Source organism: Burkholderia metallica (genome assembly GCF_001718555.1).
Lineage (GTDB): Bacteria > Pseudomonadota > Gammaproteobacteria > Burkholderiales > Burkholderiaceae > Burkholderia > Burkholderia metallica.
On sequence record NZ_CP013403.1, the window covers coordinates 2,797,611 to 2,820,987 of the forward strand.

Consider the following 23,377-nt stretch of genomic DNA (forward strand, 5'->3'; position numbering starts at 1 on the left):
CCGGCCTTGGCGCTTCAGCGCCTGGTGCGGCCCCATGCGGGCGCGTTACTTCTTGCCCTGCGCGAACAGCTCGTCGAGCTTGCGCTCGTATTCGTGATAGCCGAGGTAGTCGTACAGCTCGGCGCGCGTCTGCATCGTCGGCACGGCCGCCTTCTGCGTGCCGTCGCGGCGCAGCGTTTCGTAGAAGTTCAGCGCGGCCTTGTTCATCGCGCGATACGCGCCGCAGCAGTACAGCGCGATGTCGACGTTCGCCTCGCGCAGTTCGTCGAGCGTGAACAGCGGCGTCGAGCCGAATTCGGTGAGGTTCGCGAGAATCGGCACCTTCACGGCCGCCTTGAAGCGGCGGTAGTCGTCGAGCGACTTCATCGCTTCCGGGAAGATCATGTCCGCGCCGGCTTCGACGTAGGCCACCGCACGCTCGATCGCCGCGTCGATCCCTTCGGCCGCGGCGGCGTCGGTACGCGCCATGATCACGAACTGGTCGTCGGTACGCGCATCGACCGCGGCCTTCACGCGATCGACCATTTCCTCGGTCGGCACGACTTCCTTGCCCGGACGGTGGCCGCAGCGCTTCTGACCGACCTGGTCTTCCAGGTGCACGGCCGCGACGCCGGCCTTGATGAACGAACGCACCGTGCGCGCGATGTTGAACGCGCCGCCCCAGCCCGTGTCGATGTCGACGAGCAGCGGCAGGTCGGTCGCGTTGGTGATCCGGTTCGCGTCGATCAGCACGTCTTCCATCGTGCTGATGCCGAGGTCGGGAATGCCCAGCGAGTTCGCGGCCACGCCGCCACCCGACAGGTAGACGGCCTTGAAACCGACGGCCTGCGCCATCTTGGCCGCGTACGCGGTGATCGCGCCGACCACCTGCAGCGGTTGTTCCGCCGCGACTGCCGCGCGGAATTTCGCGCCGGCGCTCTGAAGATGCGTATTGCTCATGAACGGCCTCCTGATGGAATGCCCGATTACAGCAAGGACCGGGCCAGGTCGCGAAACGTCGCTAACCCCCTGATTCTTAAGCAACCGGCACGGGTGATGCGGTGCCCGGCGATTTCAATTCGGCAATTTCATGTTTCAAAAATGAAATCGCGCGCGCATAATCGGCCGTCATGGACCTCTCCTCGACCAAGCCCGTCGGCCCGGCCGACCGCACGGTGCGCCCGCGCATCTGGGCGATGGGCATCAGCCGCCTGCGCGACCTGTTTCGCGAGATCGCCGGCGAATTCGACGAACGCGCGGACGTGCGCATCGTCACGCGCGCCTATGAGGATGCGCTCAGCGCGATCGCCGAGGCCGGCACCGCGCGGCCCGACGTGATCGTCGCGGCCGGCTCGAACGGCGGCTTCCTGAAAACGCGTGCGCAGGTGCCGGTGGTGGTCGTGTCGCCGACCGGCTTCGACGTGATGCAGGCGCTCGCGCGCGCCCGGCGCGACGCGTCGCGGATCGCGCTCGTCAGCGCCGGCGAGACGCCGCCCGAAGTGCGCCGCTTCGTCGCCGCCTACGGCCTCGACGTGCAGTTTGCGTCATATCAGTCCGCGCAGGAAGCGGAAGCCTGCGTGCACGACCTGCACGACCGCGGCATCGAGACGATCGTCGGCCCCGGCCTCGTCACCGATCTCGCCGCGAGCGCCGGCATGGGCGCGGTGTTCCTGTATTCGCACGCGTCGGTGCGCAAGGCGGTCGAGACGGCGCTCGAAGTCGCGTACGCGACGCATGCCGAGGCGTTCCGCCGCCAGCGGCTCGACACGCTGCTCCAGCATCTGCGCGACGGCGTGGTCGCGCTCGACGCGCACGGCCGTGTCGAGGCGATCAACGAGCGGCTTGCGTCGGCGCTCGGGGTCGAACCCGCGGCGGCCGTCGGCCGCGCGCTCGTCGACCTGCGGCCCGAGCTGCGTACGCTGCGCGGCGAGGACGGCGACGCGCTCGCGACCGTGCGCGGCGTGCGCTACGTCGTGCATCGCGGGCCGCTCGTCGATCGCGGCGTCACGTCGGGCAGCGTGCTGACGTTCCAGGAATCGCGCGCGGTCGAACGGCTCGATCGCGCGCTGCGTTCGCAGCCCACCACGCAGCAGTTCGCGGCGCGCTATGCGCTCGACGACGTGATCGGCGCATCGGCACCGATGGCGCGCGTGCGCGAACTCGTGCGCCGCTACGCGAAATCCGACGCGACCGTGCTCGTGCTCGGCGAAAGCGGCACCGGCAAGGAGATGATCGCGCAGAGCCTGCACGGGCTGTCCGCGCGGCGCAGCTATCCGTTCGTCGCGGTCAACTGCGGCGCGTTTCCGGAAGCGCTGCTCGAAAGCGAGCTGTTCGGTTATGAGGAAGGCGCGTTCACCGGTGCGCGACGCGGCGGCAAGACCGGCCTGTTCGAAGCCGCGCACCGCGGCACGCTGTTTCTCGACGAGATCGGCGAGATGCCGCCGTCGCTGCAGAGCCGGCTGCTGCGCGTGCTGCAGGAGCGCGAGGTGATCCGCCTCGGCTCGACCGAGCCGATCCGCATCGACGTGCGCGTGATCGCCGCGACGCACCGGCCGCTGCTCGCGGCCGTCGAGGCCGGCACGTTCCGCGCGGATCTCTACTACCGGCTCAACATCCTGAACGTCGGCCTGCCGCCGCTGCGCGAGCGCGCGGCCGACATCCCGGCGCTCGCGGCCACGCTGCTCGTGCAGGCCGCGCGACGCGAGCCGCGTCTCGCCGAACGCCTGCGCGACGCCGCCGACGCGACGCGCGTGCTCGGCGCGACGCAGGCCGCGCTCGCGCGCTACCGGTGGCCCGGCAACGTGCGCGAACTGCAGAACGTGATCGAGCGGATCGCGGTGGAACTCGCCGAGGACGCCGATGAAAGCGATTCCGCCGCCGCATGCGCGACGCTCGCTCCCGACGCGCTGCAGGCGATCGCGCCCGAGCTGTTCGCGGCGCCGCCCGACGCGACCGACGACGACGATGCGCGCACGCTGCACGCGCGCCGCCGTCGCGCGGAAGCCGACGAGATCCGCGCGGTACTCGACGCGTGCGGCGGCGACCGCGACCGCGCATGCGCGATGCTCGGCATCAGCAAGACGACGCTGTGGCGGAAGTTGTCGGCGAAGTAGGGGCGGCCGCGCGTCGCGAACGAGCCGGCCGCCTGTCGGCCTGGCGTCAATCGGCCTTGTGATAGTGGCGGTACGCCTTCGCGCGGTTGCCGCACGACGACATCGAGCACCAGCGACGGCTGCCGTTCTTGCTGTCGTCGATGAACAGCCACTGGCATTCGTCGTTCGCGCAACGCTTGACCTTCGCGAGCCGCACGCCGCCGAGCAGGTCGATCGCCGACCACAGGACGGGGCTCAGCAGCCCGGCCACCGTCGCGCCGCGATCCCCGATCCGCCACGCATAGCCGCCGTCGATGCGCACCAGCGCGACGCGCGGCGCCGCTTCCGCCAGGAAACCGCCGAGCAGCGCGAGATCGTCGGCGTGCGGCTCGCGCTGTTCGGCCTGCGCATGAAAGAGCCGGTACAGCGCCTCGCGCAACGCGAGCGCGCGCGCCAGCATCGTCGGCTCGTCCTCCGCTTCGCCGCGCGCGCAGCACGCTTGCGCGAAGCCGGCCGGCACGCCGGCCTGCTCCCGGCACCATGCCAGCAGGTCGTCCATCGTGCCGAAGGTTTCCGTCGGCGACTCGCAGCCGCGCCAGTACAGCGTGTTCGCGAAATCGATGCTCAGGGTATCGGGCGGCGCCGGAATCAGGCCGTCCATCGTGACGGAAGGTTGCGTATCGCTCATGCCCGGATCGTATCTAACCACCATGCCGGTTGACAAGCCCGAAGGCGCTTCCTAACATAACCGGCATGGTGGTTAAAACAACGACGCTGCACTGAATCCCCTGTCAGTCCAAGGAGCCAACCCAATGATCGATCACCTTTCTTTCGGCGTTGCACACATCGGCCGCAGCCGGGCTTTCTACGACAGCACCCTCGGCGCGCTCGGCTACAAGCGGCTGTACAGCGACGACGACGCCATCGGATACGGCTCAACCGAGCCGGAGCTGTGGTTGCAGCATGCGGCTCGCCCCATCGCCGCCGATCCCGATTCGGGGCTGCACCTGTCGTTCAAGGCCGCGTCGCCCGTCGAAGTCGACGCGTTCTACCGCGCCGCGCTCGAGCACGGCGGCCAGGACAACGGTGGCCCCGGCAAGCGCGAACACTATGGCCCCGGCTACTACGCGGCGTTCGTCGTCGATCCCGACGGGTATCGGCTGGAAGCGCATTGCGAACTCGACAACGTCGTCTGATCAAGACTGCGCACCCATGCCAAAGGCCCGATTCCGCGCGACGCGGAATCGGGCCTTTGCCGTTGAATCGCGGGTATCCGGCGCCCGTTCGCGGGATCGCCGGGTGCGCGGCTATCGCGCGTCGCGCGTGCGCTGCAGTTGCTCGCCGAGCCCCTCGACACCGAGGCGCACCGTCTGGCCGGCCTTCAGGAATACCGGCGACGGCTTGACGCCCATGCCGACACCCGGCGGCGTGCCGGTCGTGATCACGTCGCCCGGCTGCAGGGTCATGCAGCTCGACAGATAGGCGATCAACTGCGCGACGGTGAACACCATCGTGCGCGTGTTGCCGTTCTGATAGCGGTGGCCGTCGATTTCGAGCCACAGGTCGAGACGCTGCGGATCGGGCACCTCGTCACGCGTGACGAGCCACGGACCGATCGGGCCGAACGTGTCGAAGCCCTTGCCCTTGTCCCACTGGCCGCCGCGCTCGATCTGCCATTCGCGCTCGGACACGTCGTTGACGACGCAGTAGCCTGCGACGTAATCGAGCGCGCGCGCTTCGTCGACGTTCTTGCAGGTCGCGCCGATCACGACGCCCAGTTCGACTTCCCAGTCGGTCTTGACCGACCCTTTCGGGATGTCGATGCCGTCGTTCGGCCCGCAGATCGAACTCGTCCACTTGCCGAACACGACCGGCTCCTTCGGCACCGGCATGCCGGCTTCGGCCGCGTGATCGGCGTAGTTCAGGCCGATGCCGATGAACTTGCCGACCTGCCCGACGCACGCGCCGATGCGCGGCTCGCCCGACACGAGCGGCAGCGTGGCCGGATCGATCGCGCGCAGCCGCGCGAGACCGGCGTCGGACAGCGCGTCGCCGGACAGATCCGGCACATGCGCGGACAGGTCGCGAATCCGGCCGTCCGCGTCGAGAATACCGGGCTTTTCCTGGCCGGACGGGCCATAGCGAAGCAGTTTCATCGTGCTCAACCTCTGTTGTCGAATGGGACAGATTACCGGCCGACGCGGCCTTTCGCGGCCGCGCACCGGACTGATTGTCGATCGTCGATTGCGCGCGTCGGCGCCGCATCCGGCACACCGTTCGACGCGCGAGGCTCGCGCGGGCGCAGCGATCGTGGCGCCGTACGGAAGTACGGCGCACATCGAACGGGCGGCCGCCGGTCTGCGCATCGGCGACGACGGCCCGGCACCCGCGACATGGTCCGGCCCGTACCGGCCGGCGGCATGCGCGGCCGCACCGTCGCTGGCCCGCCAGCCTTTGTACCATCGGCCGCGCGCGGTGAAATGGCCCGCGACGGATACCGACTATTGGTGCGCCCGTGGACGCTGCGGCGCAGCATCGCGGGCAGTGACGCCACCCGGTTTCCTTTCGAACACCTTGAACCGGTGCCACCTGTCATGAATACTGGGTATTCGGGGCTTCCCTGTCATCCCAAAAAGGAATCGATCCGTTCTTGTGTGGTAACGATCGGTAAAAAAACGCTGCATTGCACACCAAATGTTTGTTGTTAAGCTCGCCCGGATGGCGTTCGTCGCCACATGCGGGCTCGACACAAGCATGTTCCAGAATCGGCCAGCGTGCGTCGCCATCGATCGACAGTCATCCCCAACCTCACATCGACAATGCAACCAACCAACGACCTCCTTCCCGGCTGCGACGCACGGGAATCGATGGGCGCAATCGACCGCTATCGCGCGCCCGCGCTCGACAAGGGTCTCGACATTCTCGAACTCCTGTCGGAGCAGAAAGAAGGGCTCACCCGCACTGAAATCACGAAGGAACTCGGCCGCAACGCGAGCGAGATCTACCGGATGCTCGAACGCCTCGTCGCGCGCCGCTACGTGATGCGCTCGACCGGCGGCGACCGCTATACGCTCAGCCTCAAACTGTTCTCGCTCGCGCACCGGCATCCGCCGATGAGCCGGCTGATCGCCGAGGCGCTGCCGCCGATGCAGCGTTTCGCCGACGCCTCCGAGCAGTCGTGCCACCTGGCCGTCTACGATCGCGGCAACCTGCTCGTGATCGCGCAGGTCGACGGGCCCGGCCCGTGGGGCGTATCGGTCCGGCTCGGCTCGCACGTCGGGCTCGCCGATACGGCATCGGGCCGCGTGATGCTGTCGTTCCAGAGCGCCGAGCAGCGCGCGTGCATGCTCGCCGAGCACCGCAAGGTCAAGGGCGAGGCGCCGTTGAACGAGCAGGAACTCGCGTATGCGTGCCAGTCCATCCGGCAGGCCGGCTATCTGCGTCAGGACAGCCGCCAGGCCTACGGCGTGACCGACGTGTCCGTGCCGCTCCTCGGACCGTCGGGCCATGCGATTGCGGTGCTGACGTGCCCGTACATGCGCCGGATCGATGCGCACATGGCGCCGTCCGTCGACGCGGTGGTCGAAGGGCTGCGCGACACGGCCGCCCATCTGTCGATGTGCCGCACCGAAACCTGCTGACACGCCGGCTCGGCAACGCGCACCGGGTACCGCGCAATCGCGTCGGCCCCGGTCGCGCGCCACCCTTGCGCGCGACGCGGCGCACGGTGCGGTATCGTGCGTGCGCGGCGCTACGCTAAAATAGCGGCCCTCTCAAAAACTACGGCGGCCGGTTGTCGCGGCCGTCGTGCCCGATGGATGTCATGGCCAAACTTCTGAACGATCAAGAATTCCAGCGTTTCTCCGAACTTCAGCAGAAGCAGGCAAGCTTCACGATCACCCCCGAAGAGGCGGACGAGCTGCGCGATATCGTCGCGCGCGCGCAGAAGAAGCGCGACGATCGTGCCGCCGCAATGCAGGCGATCGAGAACTACATCGAGCAGTTCGACATCACGCCCGACGAGCTTTTCTCGCCCGAGCAGATCGGCGACGCGGCCCGCACCTATGGGCTCATCACGGCGACCAAGAAGGAACGCACGCTGCCGCCGTCGATCACGTTCAACGGCAAGCCGTATCAGTGGACCAAGACGCTTCCGGACGACGTGCGCGGCGCGCTGTTCGAAGCGTTCACGTCCGGCGAATCGATCAAGCGCTTCATCGCGATGCCGAAAGACATCGCGCGCTGCGCACTGACGATCGCCCGCCTCGAGCGCGAAACCGGCGCCGTCTATGCCGACCCGCACCTCGAGGAACTCGCGATTTCGCGCGAGCAGGTGAACGACGCGGCGTCGAAACTCGCTGCCTGATCGTTCCCGCGGGCACGGTTCATGCGTGCCCGCTCCTTGCGTGACGCCGGCCCCGGCCGGCGTTGCGCTTGCGGGAAGCGTGCGTTCGCATGCTCCCGAAAAGCCTCACCTTTGCATCCCGCAAGCGCTCACCCACCGCTCCCGAAAAAGCTCACCGACGCTCCCGGAAACGCTCACCCGGGCATCCCGGAAGTCCTCACCGACACGTCCCGCAGACCCTCACCGATACGCCCCCGGAAAGGCTCACCCACGCTTCCCGCAAGTGCTCACCGCCTATTCCCGGGAAGGCTCACCAAGCGCTCCCGTATCGTCTCACCCCTCCCCTCCTGGAGAAGCTCACCGGCGGCTCCCGAAAAGCCTCACCCTTTGGGCAGGGTCGAATTTTCGACGGCGCAATGCGACGGTCAATGCGTGCGGGCACCTGGCCGGAAACCACCGCGCGAGAGTGGCATCGCCGCAATCGGCACGCGTGTCGCCGAGCCTTTCGCGCGTCGATTTTTCGTAGCGAACAGGTAGCCATTCGTTCGCGGCGGCTGCGCTCGCGAGACCCGTTCGAATACTCTGCATTCCTGAATTGCGACGTCCGCCGCGCACCGCGAACCCGTGGACGTCGACCGCACGCAACGTCTTCGCGCGTCGAGCCGTTGGACGACGCTACGGCTGCAGCTTCATCCTGAAGCCCACGACACCGGGCTCCTCCGTCGTCGCCACCGCAAAACCGCACGCCTTCGCCAGCGAGATCATCGCCGTGTTCTCGCGCAGCGCCTCGCCGATCATCCATGCCGTTCCACGCGAGCGCGCGTAGTCGATGATCCGCGTCATCAGCAGCCGGCCCAGCCCCTTGCCCTTCTGATCGGGCCGCACCGCGATCGCGAATTCCGCCGTCTCGTTGTCGGGATCGGCCACCGCGCGCACCACCGCGAGCGTGTGGTCACGCCCCGACACGTCGGTGAACGACACGATGAAGGCCATCTCGCGGTCGTAGTCGATCTGCGTCATGCGCGCGACCTGCGAATGATCGAAGCTGCGCACCGCGCCGAAGAAACGCATCCGCAGATCGTCCGGCGTCATCGCGCCGAGCAGTTCGTTGTGCGCGGCTTCGTCTTCCGGGCGGATCGGGCGGATCGTCACCGTCTCGCCGCGCCACTCGAGCGTCTGCTCGAGGTGGCGCGGATACGGCATGATCGCGAGCCGGCTGCGCCCCGCGGCCAGCGTGATGCGCGACGCGATCACGCATGCGCGGTCGGACAGCACGCGCAGCGTGACCGACATCGCCACGACTTCGCGCACGTCGCATACGGCCTGCGACAGCGCCGTCACCGCGTCGAGCGTCGGCTCGATCGGCGTGCTGCGCGCATACGGCGAGCGCTCCATCACCGCGCGGGCAAGCACGGTGTTCAGCGGCGGCAGGCCATAGACGACGAACGGCGCCGACACGCCGTCCGCCGGCGGCACCGCATAGCGAAACACCGGGCCGAAGTTCGAATCGTCGTACATGTCGACCGTGATATCGACGACTTTCGTGCCGGCAGGCTCGACGGCCTCCTCACCCTGCAGGCCGAAATGGGACAGCCAGCGCAGCGCGGCTTCGCCGGTCAGCTCATGCCGGCCGGCTTCGACCATCCGGCGCGCGTCGGCCTGTGCGGAGGCCACGCACTCGGCCGGCTGCGGCGGCGTGCCCTCCGGCGTCTGCATCAGCAGTTGCCGCCCGAGGTTGTAGTCGACGAGACGCGCATACGCGCGCGCGAGCCGCTGCGGCGTGGTGTGCACGGGAATGCCGTTCGCGTGCAGCGCATCGCGCGTCGCCGCGTCGACCGCGCCGAAGAAACACGCGAGGATGCCGCGATGCGCGTACTGCCGCGCTTCGATCAGCGTGCGCGCGACCGCATCGGCCGGCGCGCTGTGGGACGTCGAATGGACGACGAACAGCGTGCCCGTTTGCGGGAACGGCGCGAGCGCCTTGATCGCAGCCGCAAAATGCTCGGGGCGCGCATCGTCGCCCAGCGTCAGCGGATTGACGGGCGATGCGAGATGCGGCAGCGCGGCCGACACGGCCGCCGTGGCCGCGGGCGACCAGCCGGTCAGCACGTCGCGCACCTCGGACACCGCATCGACCGCGAGCTTCGCGACGCCCGCATCGCTCGTCACGAGCGTGGCCGCGCCGCGCGCGGTGACGCGGCCGACCCCGAGCGTCTCGATTTCGTCGAGCAGATCGTCGAGCGCGTCGACACGCACCATCCCCGCGCGCTGGAACGCCGCCGTATAGAGCGCGTCGCCGGGATCCGCACGCCCCGTGCGCAATGCGAGCACCGGCTTGTTGCGCGCGGCCGCGCGCGCGGCGGACATGAACTTGCGTGCGGCGCGCACGGTATCGAGTTCGAGCAGGATCGCGCGCGTGCCGGGATCGCTCGCGAGATAGTCGAGGACGTCGCCCGCGTCGACGTCGGACTCGCTGCCGAGCGCGACGACATGCGAAAAGCCGAGGCCCCGCGCACCGGCCCAGCCGAGCACCGCGTTCGTCAGCGCATTCGATTGCGACACCCATGCGACGCCGCCCGAGCGCGCCGTATAGGCCGGCGCACCGAAATGCGCATGCCGCGCGGGCGACAGCACACCGAGGCTGCCGGGCCCGACGATACGGAGCACGAACGGCTTCGCCGCCTTCAGCGTGCGATCGAGCGCCGCGCGATCGGCATCCGTGCGCGCTTCGCCGACGATCACCGCCACGCGCGTGCCGAGCTCGCCGAGCTTGCGCACGATGCCGGCCCACGTCGCGGGCGGCGTGCAGATCACGGCGACCGACGGCGGCGCGGGCAGCCGATCGACATCGGCAACGACCGCATGCCCGTGCAGGTCGCGATATTTCGGATTGACGGGCCACACGGGCCCCTCGAACGCACCGTCGAGCACGCGCGACCACACCATCGCGCCGATACTGCCCGCGCGCGACGACGCGCCGACGACCGCAACGGACCTGGGCTGGAACAACGCATCGAGATGGCGAACGGTCACATCGGCTCCCTGCGGTAACGAAAGATGACCCGATCGGCATGCGGCACGGACGGTGCGATGCGCCGATCGACGCGAACTCCAAGCATAGGCGAAGCGCATGCGGCTGCCTATATGCCGAACGGCCGACTGTTCGACACGCGTCAACGCCCGCACCATGAGCACGCGACACGAACACGGAAGCCATCGCCGCGCATCGCGCCGCGCATTCGCCCGGCGACCGCGGTGCCGTCATGCGGCGCGACGCTGCGTCCACTTCGTCAAAGGTGAGGATTTACAGGAGCCATGGTGAGTATCTTCGGGATTTGCACGGCGTCACGCGCAAACGCGCGAAAGGTGATCGGAATTCGCGGCACGCGTGCACCGCGAGAATCGCGCAGGCCGATGCATCCGTGCTGCGCGATGACACGCTTGTATACGGGAATTCGCCGCGATATGCGGCCGAATCGCAGCGAATTCGCGCAACGGCATCCGTTCATTTCGCGGCTTCGCCGTTCGCTGCGTCATCGGGAATCACGCCGCGAATGCCCAAAAACAAAACGGTGCGATGGCCGCATGGCCGTTCGCACCGTCAGTCCGCACGCGAAAGGTGAGGTTTTTCGGGAGTCAGTCCTTGATCAGAAAACGTGCGCGATTCTTGCCGAGCCAGGTCGGCGATCGCCCGCGGCCGCTCCAGGTTTCGCCCGTCTTCGGGTTCCGGTATTTCGGCGGCAACGTCCGCTTCGGCTTCGCGCCGGCACCGGCCGCGCGTGTCGAACGAAACCCGAGCTCTTCCGGCGTAATGTCGTATTCGTCGATTTTCGCGCGGATGTCGGCGATCGCATCGGCAATCGCCTTTTCACGTTCCTTGTCGATCTTCTGCTGAAGCCGTTCGAGCTGCGCGGTCAGTTGCCTGTAGGTCGCCATGGGGACGGGGCTCCGTGAGTGTTATTCGTCAAGATAGATGACTCTCAGCCAACAGAAAAGCGCTGCGCCCGAACGTGGTCTCGTCGGCCCGTTATCTCGGGATCAATAACCGCTTTTCTTCTTGCACGCGAAGAGAAGATTTCGCGTGGCGTCATCGCTCGATTGCTGAAGCACGTCGAAATCCCCGTTGCAGATCGCGCGGGCATTGTCCGTGCAATTGCTCCAGTCGCTGCCGGTGCATTGCACCTGGGTAGTCGGACGTCCGTCCGAAGTGAACAGCGGCGCGCTGCCGCCGCACCCGCCGAGTCCTGCAACCAGAGCCAACACGACGGCCGCCCGAGGCCGCCGACAGACCGACGCAAGCATGTGTTTCATTGTTCTTCCCGTCAACCTTTTTTGGAATGTCGCGAGTATGCCATGTGCGGCCCTTTCACCGTCAGTTCGGCGTGCGGCCGGGCTGCCCGCGCGCCTTGTACGGCAAGCTCCTGTGCGGATCGTCGGTGATGCGAACGAAAACCTGCTCGACGTCCGGAAGCGCCTCGAGTTCGCGTTGCAACGCGTGCCGATCGAACGCCTGATCGGCGCACCCTTCGACGTAAATGAAACGCCGCTGCACGGTGATCCACAGGCTCGTGCCACGCAGTCGGTCGGAGCCGGCGAAGTGCGCCTTCGCCGCAGCGGCGATCGGTGCGTCATACATATACGAATTCGGCTTCGTGCAGCGGTGCGCGAGCCAGCAGGTGGTGCCGCGCTCGGCGCGGTAATGCGCGTCGTCGGTCATCTCGGCGCGGGTCATCCACGGGCCGAGCGGCAACGGACATTCGGCCAGGTCCTGCGACAGCGCGATGAACGGATCGTTGTACCAGTTGCGCCGCGCCTCGGGCGCGTCGGCGTCGCCGGCCTGCGCAAGCGCGGAGGTTGCCAGCAACATCGTCAGCCACCCTGCGATGCCGATCCGTTTCATCGTGATCTCCTGTTCGATGCGTCACGTCCGTCCAAACCGCTTTCGCCGTTCGGCCTAGCGGTCGATGCCCAGCGCCGCGAGCTTCTTGTACAACGTCGCGCGGCCGATCCCGATGCGCGCGGCCGCTTCCACCACCTTGCCGTCGCAAGCCGCCAGCGCATCGGTCAGGAACTGGCGCTCCCACGCCGCCAATGCATCGGCATACGACGCGGCCGGCGCGGCGGGCTCGTCGCCCGCGCGTCGCTCGACCGGCGACACGGCCGCCCGCTGCGCCGGTGCGGCGCCGTCCGTCGCTACGCGCACCGGTCCGAGGAACGGCGCGAGCGCATGCGCATCGATCACCGACCGGTCCGACAGCATCAACGCGCGTTCGAGCGTGTTGCGCAACTCGCGCACGTTGCCCGGCCACGGATACGCACACAGCATCCGCAGCGCATCGTCGGTCAGCTCGCAATGGGCGGCGCGCCCGTGCTGCGCGGCCAGCTCCTCGAGCGTCGCGTAGACGAGCGCCGCGATGTCGGACGCGCGCTCGCGCAGCGGCGGCGCGTGGATCGTCAGCACGTTCAGCCGGTAATAGAGATCCGCGCGAAAGCGCCCGGCCTCGACCAGCGCCGGCAGGTCGGCGCTCGTGGCGGCGATGATCCGGACGTCCGCGCGCACGATCCGGTTCGAGCCGACCGGCTCGAACTCCTTGTCCTGCAGCACGCGCAGCAGCTTGCCCTGCAGCGGCAGCGGCATGTCGCCGATCTCGTCGAGAAACAGCGTGCCGCGATCGGCCAGCTCGAACTTGCCGACGCGCCCCTTGCGGTCGGCGCCCGTATACGCACCGGGCGCCGCGCCGAAGAATTCGGTTTCGAGCAGCGTGTCGGGAATCGCGGCGACGTTGACAGTCACGAGCGGCTGCAGCGCGCGCGCCGACGCCGCGTGGATCGCATGCGCGAGCAGTTCCTTGCCGGTGCCCGTCTCGCCGAGCAGCAGCACCGGCGAATCGACCTGCGACGCACGACGCCCCTGGCGCTTGGTCTCGAGGCTCGCGGCGCTCGTGCCGACGAAGCTCGCGAACGTGTATTTCGCGCGGCGCGCCTGCGCGAGCGAACGCTGCGTCGCGATCAGCTGCTGCTGAAGCTGCGCGTAGCGGGAAATGATCGGCGTGAGCGTCTTCAACTGGTCGAACAGCGCGAAGCCGATCGCGCCGACCGTCTCGCCCGCTTCGTCCTTCAGCGGCAGCCGGGTGACGACGAGCGGCTCGCGGCCCGTCTCCATGATGTCGAGCAGGATCGGCTGCCCGGTCGACACGACCTCGCGCAACAGGCTGTTCGGGATCACGGTCTCGCAGTCGAGGCCGACGGCCTGCTGCGGGTCGGCGAACCCGAAGCGCGCCGCGTACCGCTCGTTCATCCACACGACGCGCGCATCGCGATCGACGACCACCGTGCCCGCGCTCGAATCCTCGAAGGTCCGGAACAGCGACTCGGCGGCGCGCCGCAGCACGTCACCGTAGTTGACGGGCAGGCGGGCCCAGTCGTTCATCATCGTGTCTTCGTCTCCGTGTATGTTCGACCGGATGTCTCCGGAACGAGACGAATTATCTCATTCTGGAGACACGCCGCAATGCGTTGTCCGGGAAAGCCCTCCCCGATTCCACGAGCTGGCCGGACGGCCATTTCGTCTCCGGATGGAGACGTTTTATGTAGAATCGTCAGACAACGACCGGCGCGGGCCCGCCGGTCTCCGGCGGACCCGCGTCCGGCGGTGCAATCCGGCCGATGGCACGAAACCTGCACGAACCTGAGCCGGTCCGCGGCGCATCGCGCGATCGAACAACAACCAAAGCCATTAGGAGACTCCCTTGTCTTTCGTGATCGTCCTCGCCGCGCTGGCGTTCCTGATGTTTGCCGCGTATCGCGGCTACAGCGTGATCCTGTTCGCGCCGATCGCCGCGCTCGGCGCGGTGCTCCTGACCGAACCCGCCGCCGTCGCCCCGGTCTTCTCCGGCATCTTCATGGAGAAGATGGTCGGCTTCGTCAAACTGTATTTCCCGGTGTTCATGCTCGGCGCCGTGTTCGGCAAGGTGATCGAACTCTCCGGATTCTCCGAATCGATCGTTCACGCGGCGATCCGCTACATCGGCCGCTCGCGCGCGAATGCGGTGATCGTCGCGGTGTGCGCGCTGCTCACCTATGGCGGCGTGTCGCTGTTCGTCGTGGTGTTCGCGGTCTATCCGTTCGCGGCCGAACTCTATCGCCAGAGCAACATTCCGAAACGGTTGATGCCCGGCGCGATCGCGCTCGGCGCATTCTCGTTCACGATGGATTCGCTGCCCGGCACGCCGCAGATCCAGAACATCATCCCGACCACGTTCTTCAAGACGACCGCGTGGGCCGCACCCGTGCTCGGCACGATCGGCTCGCTGTTCATCATCGTCGTCGGCCTCACGTATCTGGAATGGCGCCGCCGGTCGGCGATGGCGAAGGGCGAAGGCTACGGCACGTCGCTCGTCAACGAGCCGGAGCGCGTCGAGGCGAAGTCGCTGCCGAGTCCGGCGCTCGCGATCCTGCCGCTGATCCTCGTCGGCGTGTCGAACTTCGCGTTCACGAAGCTGATTCCGCAGTGGTACGGCGCCGCGTCGTACACGGTCGCGCCGGAAGTGCTGCCGGGCGTGCACGCACCGGTCACGACGTCGATCAAGACCGTCGTCGCGATCTGGTCGGTCGAGGCCGCGCTGCTGCTCGGCATCGTGCTGGTCATCCTGACTGCCTTCAAGCGCGTGAGCAGCCGTTTCGCGACCGGTTCGAAAGCCGCCGTGGCCGGTGCGCTGCTCGCCGCGATGAACACCGCGTCGGAATACGGCTTCGGCGGCGTGATCGCCGCGCTGCCGGGCTTCCTCGTCGTCAGCGATGCACTGAAGAGCATTCCGAACCCGCTCGTCAACGCGGCCGTGTCGGTCAGCTCGCTCGCCGGTATCACGGGCTCGGCGTCGGGCGGCATGAGCATCGCGCTCGCCGCGATGTCGGACCTGTTCATCAAGGGCGCGCAGGCCGCGAATATCCCGCTGGACGTGCTGCACCGGGTCGTCGCGATGGCGAGCGGCGGCATGGACACGCTGCCGCACAACGGCGCGGTGATCACGCTGCTCGCGGTCACGGGCCTCACGCACCGCGAGTCGTATCGCGACATCTTCGCGGTCACGATCATCAAGACGCTCGCGGTGTTCTTCGTGATCGCCGTGTACTACACGACAGGGCTCGTGTAACACGCGACGGCGGCTTCGCCGCCCCGTGCATGAAGGTCGATCGGGCACGCCCGGTCGACCTTCGCGAAACCGGCCCGCGAAGCCGCCACCGAGGCGGCCACCCTTCGCCTACGCTCCCGCCCGGGCCGTCGCACGAGAGGCCCCGCCTCATCGGCACAATCCGGCCCCTCTACGATCCGGCCCTGGCCGACACGAAAACGGTGCCGTTCCCGGCCGTCACGCGACAGGCCTCCTTCCGCGCGGTATCGCCGAATCCGCGGAAGATATCGATGTGCTTGCCTTTGATTCCGCCACCCGTATCGGCGTCGGTCGGCGTCCGGTCGCACCACGGCGCAAGCGCCGTCGTGGCGCGAATGCCGTCCGAAGCGCATCCCGCCCCCCCCCCATTGTTGCCCGCAGCAAAACACTGCGTTGGGAGCGATCGCATTTTTCGCGCGCGCGCCGCGGCCTACACTGGTTCCAACGTCGCCGGGCGCTTTGACGAACGAAGCGCCGCGACTCACCGGAATCGTGGAGGTCCCGATCATGAAGCATCTGATCCCAGCCGTTGCCATCGCCCTGGCCGTGTCGGCCCCGCTCGCCGCGCACGCGCAGTCGAACCCGCCGCTCACGCGCGCGCAGGTTCACGCCGAAGTGAAGGCGCTCAAGCAGGCCGGCTTCCAGTCGAGCGACTGGTTCTATCCGGCGAGCATCGTTTCCGCCGAAGCGAAGATCGCCCGCCAGCACGATGCCGGATATGGCAGCGAGCGCGGCGCGTCGTCGGAGTCGGGCCGGTAATCGTTCGTCCGGCCCGCGCGGCGACGCATCCGCGCGCCGTTACGCCTTCACGGGCTGGATCAGCTTCGCGCATGCCGCTGCCTGCGGATCGCCCGCGGGCAGCTTTCCGCATACGCCGTCGAACTGCTTCACGACCGACCTGACCGACGCATCGTGCGCACCGCCGGCGCGCCAGCGGTTCAACTGCGTGACGACCTTGGTCAACGCGCGCAGGTTCGCGCCGTAGAACGCGTCACGCGTCTTGTCGGCCTGCGCGAGCACGCTCGCGGCGATCCCTTCGATGCGCGCCGAATCGTCCGGCGCCAGTTGGACCGCATTCGCAAAATAGGTCGCGCCCCAGCGCAGCTTCGTCGCCGGCCCGCTCGCCGCGTCGTACGCCTTGCGATACCAGTCGAGCGCCGCGGCCTTGTCGCCGCGCGCCTTCGCATTCGCGGCCAGCCCGGACATGAAGTAGTACGGCGTCGACGAACGCGGCAACTCGGCCTTCAGCAACGCATCCGACTCGTCGTACAGCCCCGCGTCGGTCAGCGTGTCCGCGCCTTCGCTGACGAGCGCCTGCCGCTCGTATGCATTCGCGGCGCCCTGCACCGACGCGGCGATCTGCTTGCGCGCGGTATCGGCCAGCGCCGGTGCAGCCGGCGGCGCACCCTTGCTTGCATCGCCGCGCGCGAGCAGCACGCGGCCGTGCAGCGCCATCAGCCGGTCGATCGACGACAGCGTGGTGTCGGTCGACAGGCGCGCGAGCGCCGCGTCGTATGCGCCACGCAATTTCCCGCGCTGCGCGTCGTCGCCGCCGAGATACGCGACCACACGCGCAGGCGCCGCGACCAGCACGTCCGAATCGGCCCGCGACAAGGCCGGAGCCTGCAGCACCGTGCGCAGCGAATCGCCAAGCGCCGCCTTGTCGAGCGCGCCGGCCTGCGCCGGATCGTCGGACGCCGCGAACACCGCCGCCTTCAGCGCGAAGCGCGCCGCTTCGGCCTTCGCACCGGCCGCCCGTGCGCGTTGCGACAGCGACTGCAGCGTCTCGGCGACCCGATCGGCCGGCACCGGCAGCGCGCCGTCGGTATCCCACGAGTAGTCGGCCAGCAGGCGCCATTCGTCCGGCGTCAACGCCGCGCCGTTCTTCAGCGCGGTCGCGAGCGTCTGTCGCACCGGATGTGCGGCCGTCATCCCGAGCGACAGCGCCTGCATGTAGCGATCGAGATCGGCTTCGCCCGGCAGCCGCGTCACTTCGGTGCCGTCGGGACGGAACAGGATCATCGTCGGATAGCCGTGCACCTTGAAACGCTCGCCGAGCTTCTGCGCGCTTTCGGTATCGCCGTCGAGATACACGGGCACGAAGAACGACGAGCGCGTCTTGAATGCCTGCTGGCTGAAGATCGTCGACTTCACCTGGTTGCACGACGGGCACCACACCGCGCCCCAGTAGAGCAGCAGCGGTTTGCCGGTGCGCTTCGCGAGCGCGAAGGCGGCGTCGACGTCGCCGTGCTGCCACGCGATGCCGGGCGGCAGGTGCGCGCCGTCGGACGATGCGCTCGCCACCGGCGCGCCGGTAGGCGTGGCAGCGGCAAGCGCCGCACCCGTGGCGGCGAGCAGGCAGGCGGCAGTCAGATTCCGGAGAGCGGTTTTCATCGAAGCGGGTCCGTTGAAAGAGTCGGTTGCGGGAAGATGTCGCGTGAGAAGCGATGGCCGTGAAGCGCGAGCCATGAAGCGATGACGATGAAGCCTGCGGGCCTGCAACGTCGCACGGCATCGTTGCGGAAAAGCGCAAGCCGGCCGAAGCGACCGGCAAATCGTTCAACGATACGACGCGCACGACCGGCAGAAAACGAACGAATTCTCGAATGAATATGACGCGCGGCAGCGCGGCCGGCGGGGTGCCGGATACGCGTCGGGCGGGCCTTCACTGCGCCGCCTTGATCCGCGCCATGTGGTACACGGACGCGTACATGCCATCGCGCAACGCATAGCCGGGCGATTCGCCTTCGATCCGGAACCCGTGCTTTTCGTAGAGCGCGATCGCCGTACGATTGTCGGCGTACACGGTCAGCTCGAGACGCGTGACGTTCAGCCAGTTTTCCGCAAGATCGATCGCGGCCGCGAGCAGCCGGCTGCCGACGCCGCGCCCGTGATGCGCCGCGTCGACCATCATGCCGAGCCCTGCCGCATGACGTCGGCGCGGATTCTGTTCGGGGTGCAGGCCGAGATGGCCGACCACCACGCCGTCGATTTCGGCGACGAGGCTCACGCCGTGCTCGCGTATGCCTGCGAGCCGCTTCTGCCATTTCTCCAGCGACGGAAACGGGAGCTGCAACGTATTCGCGTACACCGCGGGATGCGCGGCGATCTGCCGGATCGCGTCGACGTCGTGCGTCTCGCTGTGCCGGATCGTGATGTCGGTCATGGGTGGGCCGGTTCCGGAAAGTCGCGCCAGCGGCGCGGGCTGCGCCCGTGCGCAGCAATCCGTCGAGCTTATCCGATTTCACGCATTTGAAACATGGTCGTCACGCGATGCCGTTGCACCCGCAACGACAGGCGATCACGCGTCGCCACGAACAGGAAAAATCTGCCCGCCCCGCGACCCCGAACCGGTAACTTCTTACCCGCTTTCGCCACATGTCGCGTCCCTCCATATCGTTGCGCACACAACGTCACGCGCACGACATGCGGTGTCATTTCTTCATCACGTCGACGTCACGTCGCCTCCCTAGACTGGGCGCCGCCCGACCCGGCATGCGCCGGGCCCGCGTGTGCCGACGTCCTGCCCCGCGCATCACGAGCGCGCGGCGTGCGGGATCGCGACGACGGCCGAAGCATCCGCGCGACACCCCGCGTCGCGCGATGCGCGCACCGCCGCCACGCGCGGCCGATGCACTCGAACGCACACGCAACGCGAATCGTCCCGGGGGGCGACGCACGGGCACCGCCACACGCAATCACAAACGCTCCCATCATCACAGGACCCGAACGCCATGACGTCACGCCGCAAGTTCCTCCAGCAGACCGCCACTTCCGGCCTCGCCGCCGCCGCGCTGTCCGCGTTTCCGCCGAGCATCCGCCGCGCGCTCGCGATTCCCGCGTTTCACGAAACGGGGACCATCAAGGACGTGAAGCACGTCGTGCTGCTGATGATGGAGAACCGCGCATTCGACAGCTATTTCGGCACGTTCAAGGGCGTGCGCGGCTATGGCGACCGCTTCGCGGTGCCGTCGCCGAACGGCCGCAACGTGTTCTACCAGACGTACACGAAGGCGGCGGCCGCCGCCACGGTCACGCCGTATCACCTCGACGCGAGCCAGGGCAACGCGCAGCGCGCGGGCGGCACGCCGCACACGTGGGCCGATGCGCAGGCCGCGTGGGACCACGGCCGGATGAATCGCTGGCCCGACGCGAAGACGCCGCTGTCGATGGGCTATTACGACGCGGCCGAAGTGCCGTTCCAGCGCGCGCTCGCCGATGCGTTCACGCTGTGCGACCACTACCACTGCGGGATGCACACGGGCACGATCGCGAACCGCCTGTTCTACTGGAGCGGCACCAACGGCCCGAACGGGCTCAGCCCGGCCGACGGCAGCCGCGTGAAGATCGCCGCGCTGAACAACCAGTTCAACGGCGGCAACGACATCGGCCCGTCGAGCCAGGGCTGGACCTGGACCACCTATGCGGACCGGCTGCAGCAGGCCGGCGTGAACTGGAAGGTCTACCAGAGCCTGATCGACAACTTCGGCTGCAACGAGATGATGAGCTTTCGCCACTGGCGCGCGGCGATCGAGCAGATGCCGCCCGCGCGCCGGCCGGCGTACGTCGCGTCGACGGACATCACGCAGCCGGTGACGGCCGCCGGCGCGTTCTACGATCCGGCAATCGACGATCCGCTGAGCCCGCTGGCGAAAGGGTTCGGCAACACGATGCCGTACGGCTTCCTCGAATCGTTCCGAGACGACATCCGCAACGGCAAACTGCCCGAGGTGTCGTGGATCATTCCGCCGTCCGCGTACAGCGAACATCCGGGGCCGTCGAGCCCCGCGCAGGGCGGCTGGTACGTGCAAGCCGTGCTCGATGCGCTGACGGCGAACCCGGACGTGTGGAGCAAGACCGTGCTGCTGGTCAACTACGACGAGAACGACGGCTTCTTCGACCACATGCCGTCGCCGGCCGTGCCGTCGCGCAACGCCGACGGCACGCTCGCGGGCGGCCACACGCTGCGGGACGCCGACGTCGCGGTCGAGTACCACGACTTCACGCCGGCCACGTCGAGCCAGCCGGCGATCGACGGTCGTCCGTACGGCCCGGGCCCGCGCGTGCCGATGTGGGTCGTGTCGCCGTGGAGCCGCGGCGGCTGGGTCAATTCGCAGGTGTTCGACCATACGTCGACGCTGCTCTTCCTCGAAAAGCGCTTCGGCGTAGCCGAGCCGCAGATCAGCGCGTACCGCCGCGCGGTGTGCGGCGACCTGACGAGCGCGTTCAACTTCCGCTCGCCGAACCACGAGCCGCTGCCGACGCTCGCGGGCCATACGACGAAGAGCCAGGTCGACGCATTGAGCGCCGCGCAGCAGGCCGCGCCGAAGATCGTGCCGCCGGCCGCGCCCGCGCTGCCCGCGCAGGCCACCGGCGTGCGCCCGTCGCGCGCGCTGCCTTACGAGCTGCACGCGAGCGCCCGTGCCGACGCCGGCACCGGCACGTTCACGCTGAAGTTCGCGAACACGGGCCGCGCCGCCGCCGTGTTTCACGTCTACGACAAGCTGCACCTCGACCGCCTGCCGCGACGCTACGTGGTCGAACCGGGCAAGACGCTGCACGGCGACTGGGCCGCACGCACCGACGACGGCGGTAAATATGACCTGTGGGTACTGGGGCCGAACGGCTATCACCGCCGCTTCACCGGCGACCTGAGCCGCCTGGCCGGCGCACGCGCGCCGCATCCGGAAATTCGCGTCGGCTACGCGGGCGCGAGCGGCAACCTCCACCTGCGGCTGCGCAACCGCGGCGGCGGCACGGTGCGCTTCACCGTGAAGTCGAACCAGGTCTACGGGCCGCTGTCCGGACGCGGCGCACACGACGATCGCGGTCACGGCGACGACGGCAACGGCCACGGGCACGGCCCGGATCGCGACCACGGCACCGGTACCACGTGGACCGTCACGGTGCGCGCGGGCGACCAGGCCGAGCTGCACTGGCAGCTCGACTCCACCGGCCACTGGTACGACTTCATCGTCACCGCAGACAGTGACGCGAGCTTCTCGCGCCGCGTCGCCGGCCGTGTCGAAACCGGCCGCCACTCGGTCAGCGACCCGGCGATGGGACTCGCCGACCGCTTCTGATGCCGCCGCGGCGACACGCGTTGCGCCGCGTGTCGCCGCACGCGCTCGGACACCCGCCGCGCCGGCGCCCGATCCGGCTGAAACGGCCGCCCCGCGCGGCTCAAACATCAGAGGGATCCACGGTTCAGCCCTCATTTCGGCTCACGAAAATGCGCCGAACCGCGGCCCGTTCGCGTTAAACTGCGTCAAGCTGTTTTCAACCAAGACATCTTCGCCACTACGGCATCCACGACACGAGGATAGGTTCGATGCGCACTACCGGCTCATCCGGGGCAATGACCCTGCTCACCGAACACGACCCGGCCGACGGCCGCGAACTGCGCTCGCTTCGCCTCGAGGCAACCGGCGACGGCAAGAGCGTGCTGCTGATCGAGATCGACGAACGCAAGCCCGGCATCCACCGCGAAGTCCGCTACGAGATCACGCCGGCCGAACTGATCGCGGCGATCCGCTCGCACGGCGCCGAGCTGCCCGGCGAAAACCACGGCGCCGCGTCGCTGGCCCGCACCTCTTCGTGATTCCGAACGGTGAGCCGCACGTAGATCGCCGGCTCACCGACATGCCCCTGCCGCCGTCAGGCGCTTTGCGCAATTCCCGCCGCCGACTTGAAAAAGGCCGATAATCGGCCCATCTGCGTGCTTTCCGCGCGCGTTCCTTTTTCGGCCAGCCGTCATGCTCCTCCGCGACCTCGTCGCCCAATACGGGCCGCTTCTCGTCTTCGCCAACGTGCTCGCTGCGGCCATCGGGCTGCCGGTGCCCGCGATGCCGACGCTCGTGCTGTTCGGCGCGATGTCCGCGATGCATCCGGCGATGATCGGCTCGCAACTGGTCACGGTGGTCGCACTGTCGGTGCTCGGCGCCCTGATCGGCGACACCGTGTGGTACCTCGCCGGCCGGCGCTACGGCGGCGCGACGCTGAAGACGATCTGCCGGCTGTCGCTGTCGCGTGACAGCTGCGTGAAAAAAACCGAAACCTTCTTCGGCCGCTACGGCGTGCGCGTGCTCGCCGTCGCGCGCTTCATTCCGGGGCTGTCGCTCGTGTCGGTGCCGATGGCCGGCGCGTTCGGCACGCGCTATCGCACGTTCGTCGGCTACGATGCGCTCGGCGCCGCGCTTTGGACGATCGTCGGGCTGGTGGTCGGCGTGCTGTTCTATCGCCAGATCGACTGGCTGTTCGCCGGTGCGGGCCAGCTCGGCCGCGTCGCGCTGCTCGCGGCCGTCGCGGTGCTGGCGGTGTACGCGGCGTTCCGCTGGATGCGCCGCCGCGCACTGATCCGCCAGCTCGCGAGCGCGCGGATCGGCGTCGACGAACTCGACACGATGCTGCGTGCGACGGCCGCGCCGGTGGTCCTTGACGTCCGCTCGCCCGAACATCGCAAGCTCGACCCGTTCACGATTCCCGGCGCGCAGTTCGCGGACGAGCGCCAGATCGGCGACATCGTGTCGCGCTATCCGTTCACGCAGAAGTTCGTCGTGTACTGCTCGTGCCCGAACGAAGTGACGGCGGCGCTGATGGCGAAGCGCCTGCTCGACGCCGGCTTCACCGATGCGCTCGCACTGCGCGGCGGCCTCGACGCATGGCGCGATACGGGTCGCCAGCTCACGGCGCTGGTGGAAGAGATGCCCGCTGCGAACGATCCCGTCGCGGGGCTGCACAAGCCGGCCTGATCGCGTCGATCGAAGGCCGGCCGTGCGAGGCGGGGGCGC

The 23,377-nt window shown here is 68.3% G+C and carries 20 protein-coding genes; 9 read left to right on the forward strand and 11 right to left on the reverse strand.

The genetic code is table 11. The annotated features are described in order from the left end of the window. Positions 1–45: 45 nt before the first annotated feature. A complete protein-coding gene (gene prpB / locus WJ16_RS31905) occupies positions 46–939 on the reverse strand; it encodes a methylisocitrate lyase (RefSeq protein WP_069260923.1) in 894 nt (297 codons plus the stop codon). Between the two features lie 170 nt (positions 940–1,109). On the opposite strand from prpB, the gene prpR reads away from it, so the two are divergent. Beyond that, the gene (gene prpR / locus WJ16_RS31910) at positions 1,110–3,092 is read left to right on the forward strand and encodes a propionate catabolism operon regulatory protein PrpR (RefSeq protein WP_069260924.1); all 1,983 of its coding nucleotides are present in this window, start codon (positions 1,110–1,112) and stop codon (positions 3,090–3,092) included. A gap of 46 nt (positions 3,093–3,138) precedes the next feature. On the opposite strand, the gene WJ16_RS31915 is transcribed toward prpR, so the two are convergent. Then, positions 3,139–3,783 carry a CGNR zinc finger domain-containing protein gene (locus WJ16_RS31915; protein WP_069260925.1) on the reverse strand — a complete coding sequence of 215 codons (645 nt, stop codon included), beginning with the start codon at positions 3,781–3,783 and terminating at the stop codon, positions 3,139–3,141. Positions 3,784–3,883: 100 nt separating this feature from the next. On the opposite strand from WJ16_RS31915, the gene WJ16_RS31920 reads away from it, so the two are divergent. Continuing rightward, the gene (locus WJ16_RS31920) at positions 3,884–4,267 is read left to right on the forward strand and encodes a VOC family protein (protein WP_069260926.1); all 384 of its coding nucleotides are present in this window, start codon (positions 3,884–3,886) and stop codon (positions 4,265–4,267) included. A 111-nt stretch (positions 4,268–4,378) separates the two neighbouring features. On the opposite strand, the gene WJ16_RS31925 is transcribed toward WJ16_RS31920, so the two are convergent. Continuing rightward, the gene (locus WJ16_RS31925; RefSeq protein WP_069260927.1) at positions 4,379–5,227 is read right to left on the reverse strand and encodes an ureidoglycolate lyase; all 849 of its coding nucleotides are present in this window, start codon (positions 5,225–5,227) and stop codon (positions 4,379–4,381) included. A gap of 663 nt (positions 5,228–5,890) precedes the next feature. Between WJ16_RS31925 and WJ16_RS31930 the strand changes: the two genes are divergently transcribed. Both WJ16_RS31930 and WJ16_RS31935 read left to right on the forward strand, forming a co-directional pair. Beyond that, positions 5,891–6,712, forward strand: coding sequence for an IclR family transcriptional regulator (locus WJ16_RS31930; protein ID WP_069260928.1), 822 nt, complete (start codon positions 5,891–5,893; stop codon positions 6,710–6,712). A gap of 173 nt (positions 6,713–6,885) precedes the next feature. After that, complete coding sequence (locus tag WJ16_RS31935) at positions 6,886–7,437, forward strand: hypothetical protein (protein WP_069260929.1); 552 nt, start codon at positions 6,886–6,888, stop codon at positions 7,435–7,437. A 654-nt stretch (positions 7,438–8,091) separates the two neighbouring features. On the opposite strand, the gene WJ16_RS31940 is transcribed toward WJ16_RS31935, so the two are convergent. The 5 genes from WJ16_RS31940 to WJ16_RS31960 all read right to left on the reverse strand — a co-directional run bounded on the left by WJ16_RS31940 (position 8,092) and on the right by WJ16_RS31960 (position 13,849). After that, positions 8,092–10,449, reverse strand: a complete 2,358-nt coding sequence (locus WJ16_RS31940; RefSeq protein ID WP_069260930.1) for a GNAT family N-acetyltransferase — start codon at positions 10,447–10,449, stop codon at positions 8,092–8,094. A 603-nt stretch (positions 10,450–11,052) separates the two neighbouring features. After that, positions 11,053–11,352 (reverse strand): H-NS histone family protein, encoded by a 300-nt coding sequence (locus WJ16_RS31945; RefSeq protein ID WP_069260931.1) that lies wholly within the window; start codon positions 11,350–11,352, stop codon positions 11,053–11,055. A 102-nt stretch (positions 11,353–11,454) separates the two neighbouring features. Next, positions 11,455–11,727 (reverse strand): hypothetical protein, encoded by a 273-nt coding sequence (locus WJ16_RS31950; protein WP_076606039.1) that lies wholly within the window; start codon positions 11,725–11,727, stop codon positions 11,455–11,457. Between the two features lie 61 nt (positions 11,728–11,788). Beyond that, the gene (locus WJ16_RS31955; RefSeq protein ID WP_069260932.1) at positions 11,789–12,316 is read right to left on the reverse strand and encodes a hypothetical protein; all 528 of its coding nucleotides are present in this window, start codon (positions 12,314–12,316) and stop codon (positions 11,789–11,791) included. A gap of 54 nt (positions 12,317–12,370) precedes the next feature. Further along, entirely contained in the window at positions 12,371–13,849 is a 1,479-nt protein-coding gene (locus WJ16_RS31960) for a sigma-54 interaction domain-containing protein (RefSeq protein ID WP_069260933.1), read from the reverse strand. A 316-nt stretch (positions 13,850–14,165) separates the two neighbouring features. On the opposite strand from WJ16_RS31960, the gene WJ16_RS31965 reads away from it, so the two are divergent. Next, positions 14,166–15,569, forward strand: a complete 1,404-nt coding sequence (locus tag WJ16_RS31965) for a GntP family permease (RefSeq protein WP_069260934.1) — start codon at positions 14,166–14,168, stop codon at positions 15,567–15,569. A 169-nt stretch (positions 15,570–15,738) separates the two neighbouring features. On the opposite strand, the gene WJ16_RS35985 is transcribed toward WJ16_RS31965, so the two are convergent. Beyond that, positions 15,739–15,996, reverse strand: a complete 258-nt coding sequence (locus WJ16_RS35985; RefSeq protein WP_076606040.1) for a 3D domain-containing protein — start codon at positions 15,994–15,996, stop codon at positions 15,739–15,741. A 98-nt stretch (positions 15,997–16,094) separates the two neighbouring features. Between WJ16_RS35985 and WJ16_RS31970 the strand changes: the two genes are divergently transcribed. Then, positions 16,095–16,346 carry a DUF4148 domain-containing protein gene (locus WJ16_RS31970; protein ID WP_069261255.1) on the forward strand — a complete coding sequence of 84 codons (252 nt, stop codon included), beginning with the start codon at positions 16,095–16,097 and terminating at the stop codon, positions 16,344–16,346. A gap of 39 nt (positions 16,347–16,385) precedes the next feature. On the opposite strand, the gene WJ16_RS31975 is transcribed toward WJ16_RS31970, so the two are convergent. Continuing rightward, a complete protein-coding gene (locus WJ16_RS31975; protein WP_069260935.1) occupies positions 16,386–17,981 on the reverse strand; it encodes a thioredoxin family protein in 1,596 nt (531 codons plus the stop codon). Between the two features lie 271 nt (positions 17,982–18,252). Continuing rightward, positions 18,253–18,753 (reverse strand): GNAT family N-acetyltransferase, encoded by a 501-nt coding sequence (locus WJ16_RS31980; protein WP_069260936.1) that lies wholly within the window; start codon positions 18,751–18,753, stop codon positions 18,253–18,255. Between the two features lie 568 nt (positions 18,754–19,321). Between WJ16_RS31980 and WJ16_RS31985 the strand changes: the two genes are divergently transcribed. The 3 genes from WJ16_RS31985 to WJ16_RS31995 all read left to right on the forward strand — a co-directional run bounded on the left by WJ16_RS31985 (position 19,322) and on the right by WJ16_RS31995 (position 23,338). Next, entirely contained in the window at positions 19,322–21,670 is a 2,349-nt protein-coding gene (locus WJ16_RS31985) for a phosphocholine-specific phospholipase C (protein WP_069260937.1), read from the forward strand. Positions 21,671–21,918: 248 nt separating this feature from the next. Continuing rightward, complete coding sequence (locus WJ16_RS31990; protein ID WP_011353737.1) at positions 21,919–22,188, forward strand: hypothetical protein; 270 nt, start codon at positions 21,919–21,921, stop codon at positions 22,186–22,188. A gap of 154 nt (positions 22,189–22,342) precedes the next feature. After that, on the forward strand, positions 22,343–23,338 hold the full coding sequence (locus tag WJ16_RS31995) for a DedA family protein/thiosulfate sulfurtransferase GlpE (RefSeq protein WP_069260938.1): 996 nt from the start codon (positions 22,343–22,345) through the stop codon (positions 23,336–23,338). Positions 23,339–23,377: the final 39 nt, after the last annotated feature.

What these genes read in the sequence shown, in the direction of transcription:
- prpB (WP_069260923.1), bottom strand. Translation starts at nt 939, where the DNA reads ATGAGCAATACGCATCTTCAGAGCGCCGGCGCGAAATTCCGCGCGGCA.
- prpR (WP_069260924.1), top strand. Translation starts at nt 1,110, where the DNA reads ATGGACCTCTCCTCGACCAAGCCCGTCGGCCCGGCCGACCGCACGGTG.
- WJ16_RS31915 (WP_069260925.1), bottom strand. Translation starts at nt 3,783, where the DNA reads ATGGTGGTTAGATACGATCCGGGCATGAGCGATACGCAACCTTCCGTC.
- WJ16_RS31920 (WP_069260926.1), top strand. Translation starts at nt 3,884, where the DNA reads ATGATCGATCACCTTTCTTTCGGCGTTGCACACATCGGCCGCAGCCGG.
- WJ16_RS31925 (WP_069260927.1), bottom strand. Translation starts at nt 5,227, where the DNA reads ATGAAACTGCTTCGCTATGGCCCGTCCGGCCAGGAAAAGCCCGGTATT.
- WJ16_RS31930 (WP_069260928.1), top strand. Translation starts at nt 5,891, where the DNA reads ATGCAACCAACCAACGACCTCCTTCCCGGCTGCGACGCACGGGAATCG.
- WJ16_RS31935 (WP_069260929.1), top strand. Translation starts at nt 6,886, where the DNA reads ATGGATGTCATGGCCAAACTTCTGAACGATCAAGAATTCCAGCGTTTC.
- WJ16_RS31945 (WP_069260931.1), bottom strand. Translation starts at nt 11,352, where the DNA reads ATGGCGACCTACAGGCAACTGACCGCGCAGCTCGAACGGCTTCAGCAG.
- WJ16_RS31950 (WP_076606039.1), bottom strand. Translation starts at nt 11,727, where the DNA reads ATGAAACACATGCTTGCGTCGGTCTGTCGGCGGCCTCGGGCGGCCGTC.
- WJ16_RS31955 (WP_069260932.1), bottom strand. Translation starts at nt 12,316, where the DNA reads ATGAAACGGATCGGCATCGCAGGGTGGCTGACGATGTTGCTGGCAACC.
- WJ16_RS31960 (WP_069260933.1), bottom strand. Translation starts at nt 13,849, where the DNA reads ATGATGAACGACTGGGCCCGCCTGCCCGTCAACTACGGTGACGTGCTG.
- WJ16_RS35985 (WP_076606040.1), bottom strand. Translation starts at nt 15,996, where the DNA reads ATGCGATCGCTCCCAACGCAGTGTTTTGCTGCGGGCAACAATGGGGGG.
- WJ16_RS31970 (WP_069261255.1), top strand. Translation starts at nt 16,095, where the DNA reads ATGAAGCATCTGATCCCAGCCGTTGCCATCGCCCTGGCCGTGTCGGCC.
- WJ16_RS31975 (WP_069260935.1), bottom strand. Translation starts at nt 17,981, where the DNA reads ATGAAAACCGCTCTCCGGAATCTGACTGCCGCCTGCCTGCTCGCCGCC.
- WJ16_RS31980 (WP_069260936.1), bottom strand. Translation starts at nt 18,753, where the DNA reads ATGACCGACATCACGATCCGGCACAGCGAGACGCACGACGTCGACGCG.
- WJ16_RS31985 (WP_069260937.1), top strand. Translation starts at nt 19,322, where the DNA reads ATGACGTCACGCCGCAAGTTCCTCCAGCAGACCGCCACTTCCGGCCTC.
- WJ16_RS31990 (WP_011353737.1), top strand. Translation starts at nt 21,919, where the DNA reads ATGCGCACTACCGGCTCATCCGGGGCAATGACCCTGCTCACCGAACAC.
- WJ16_RS31995 (WP_069260938.1), top strand. Translation starts at nt 22,343, where the DNA reads ATGCTCCTCCGCGACCTCGTCGCCCAATACGGGCCGCTTCTCGTCTTC.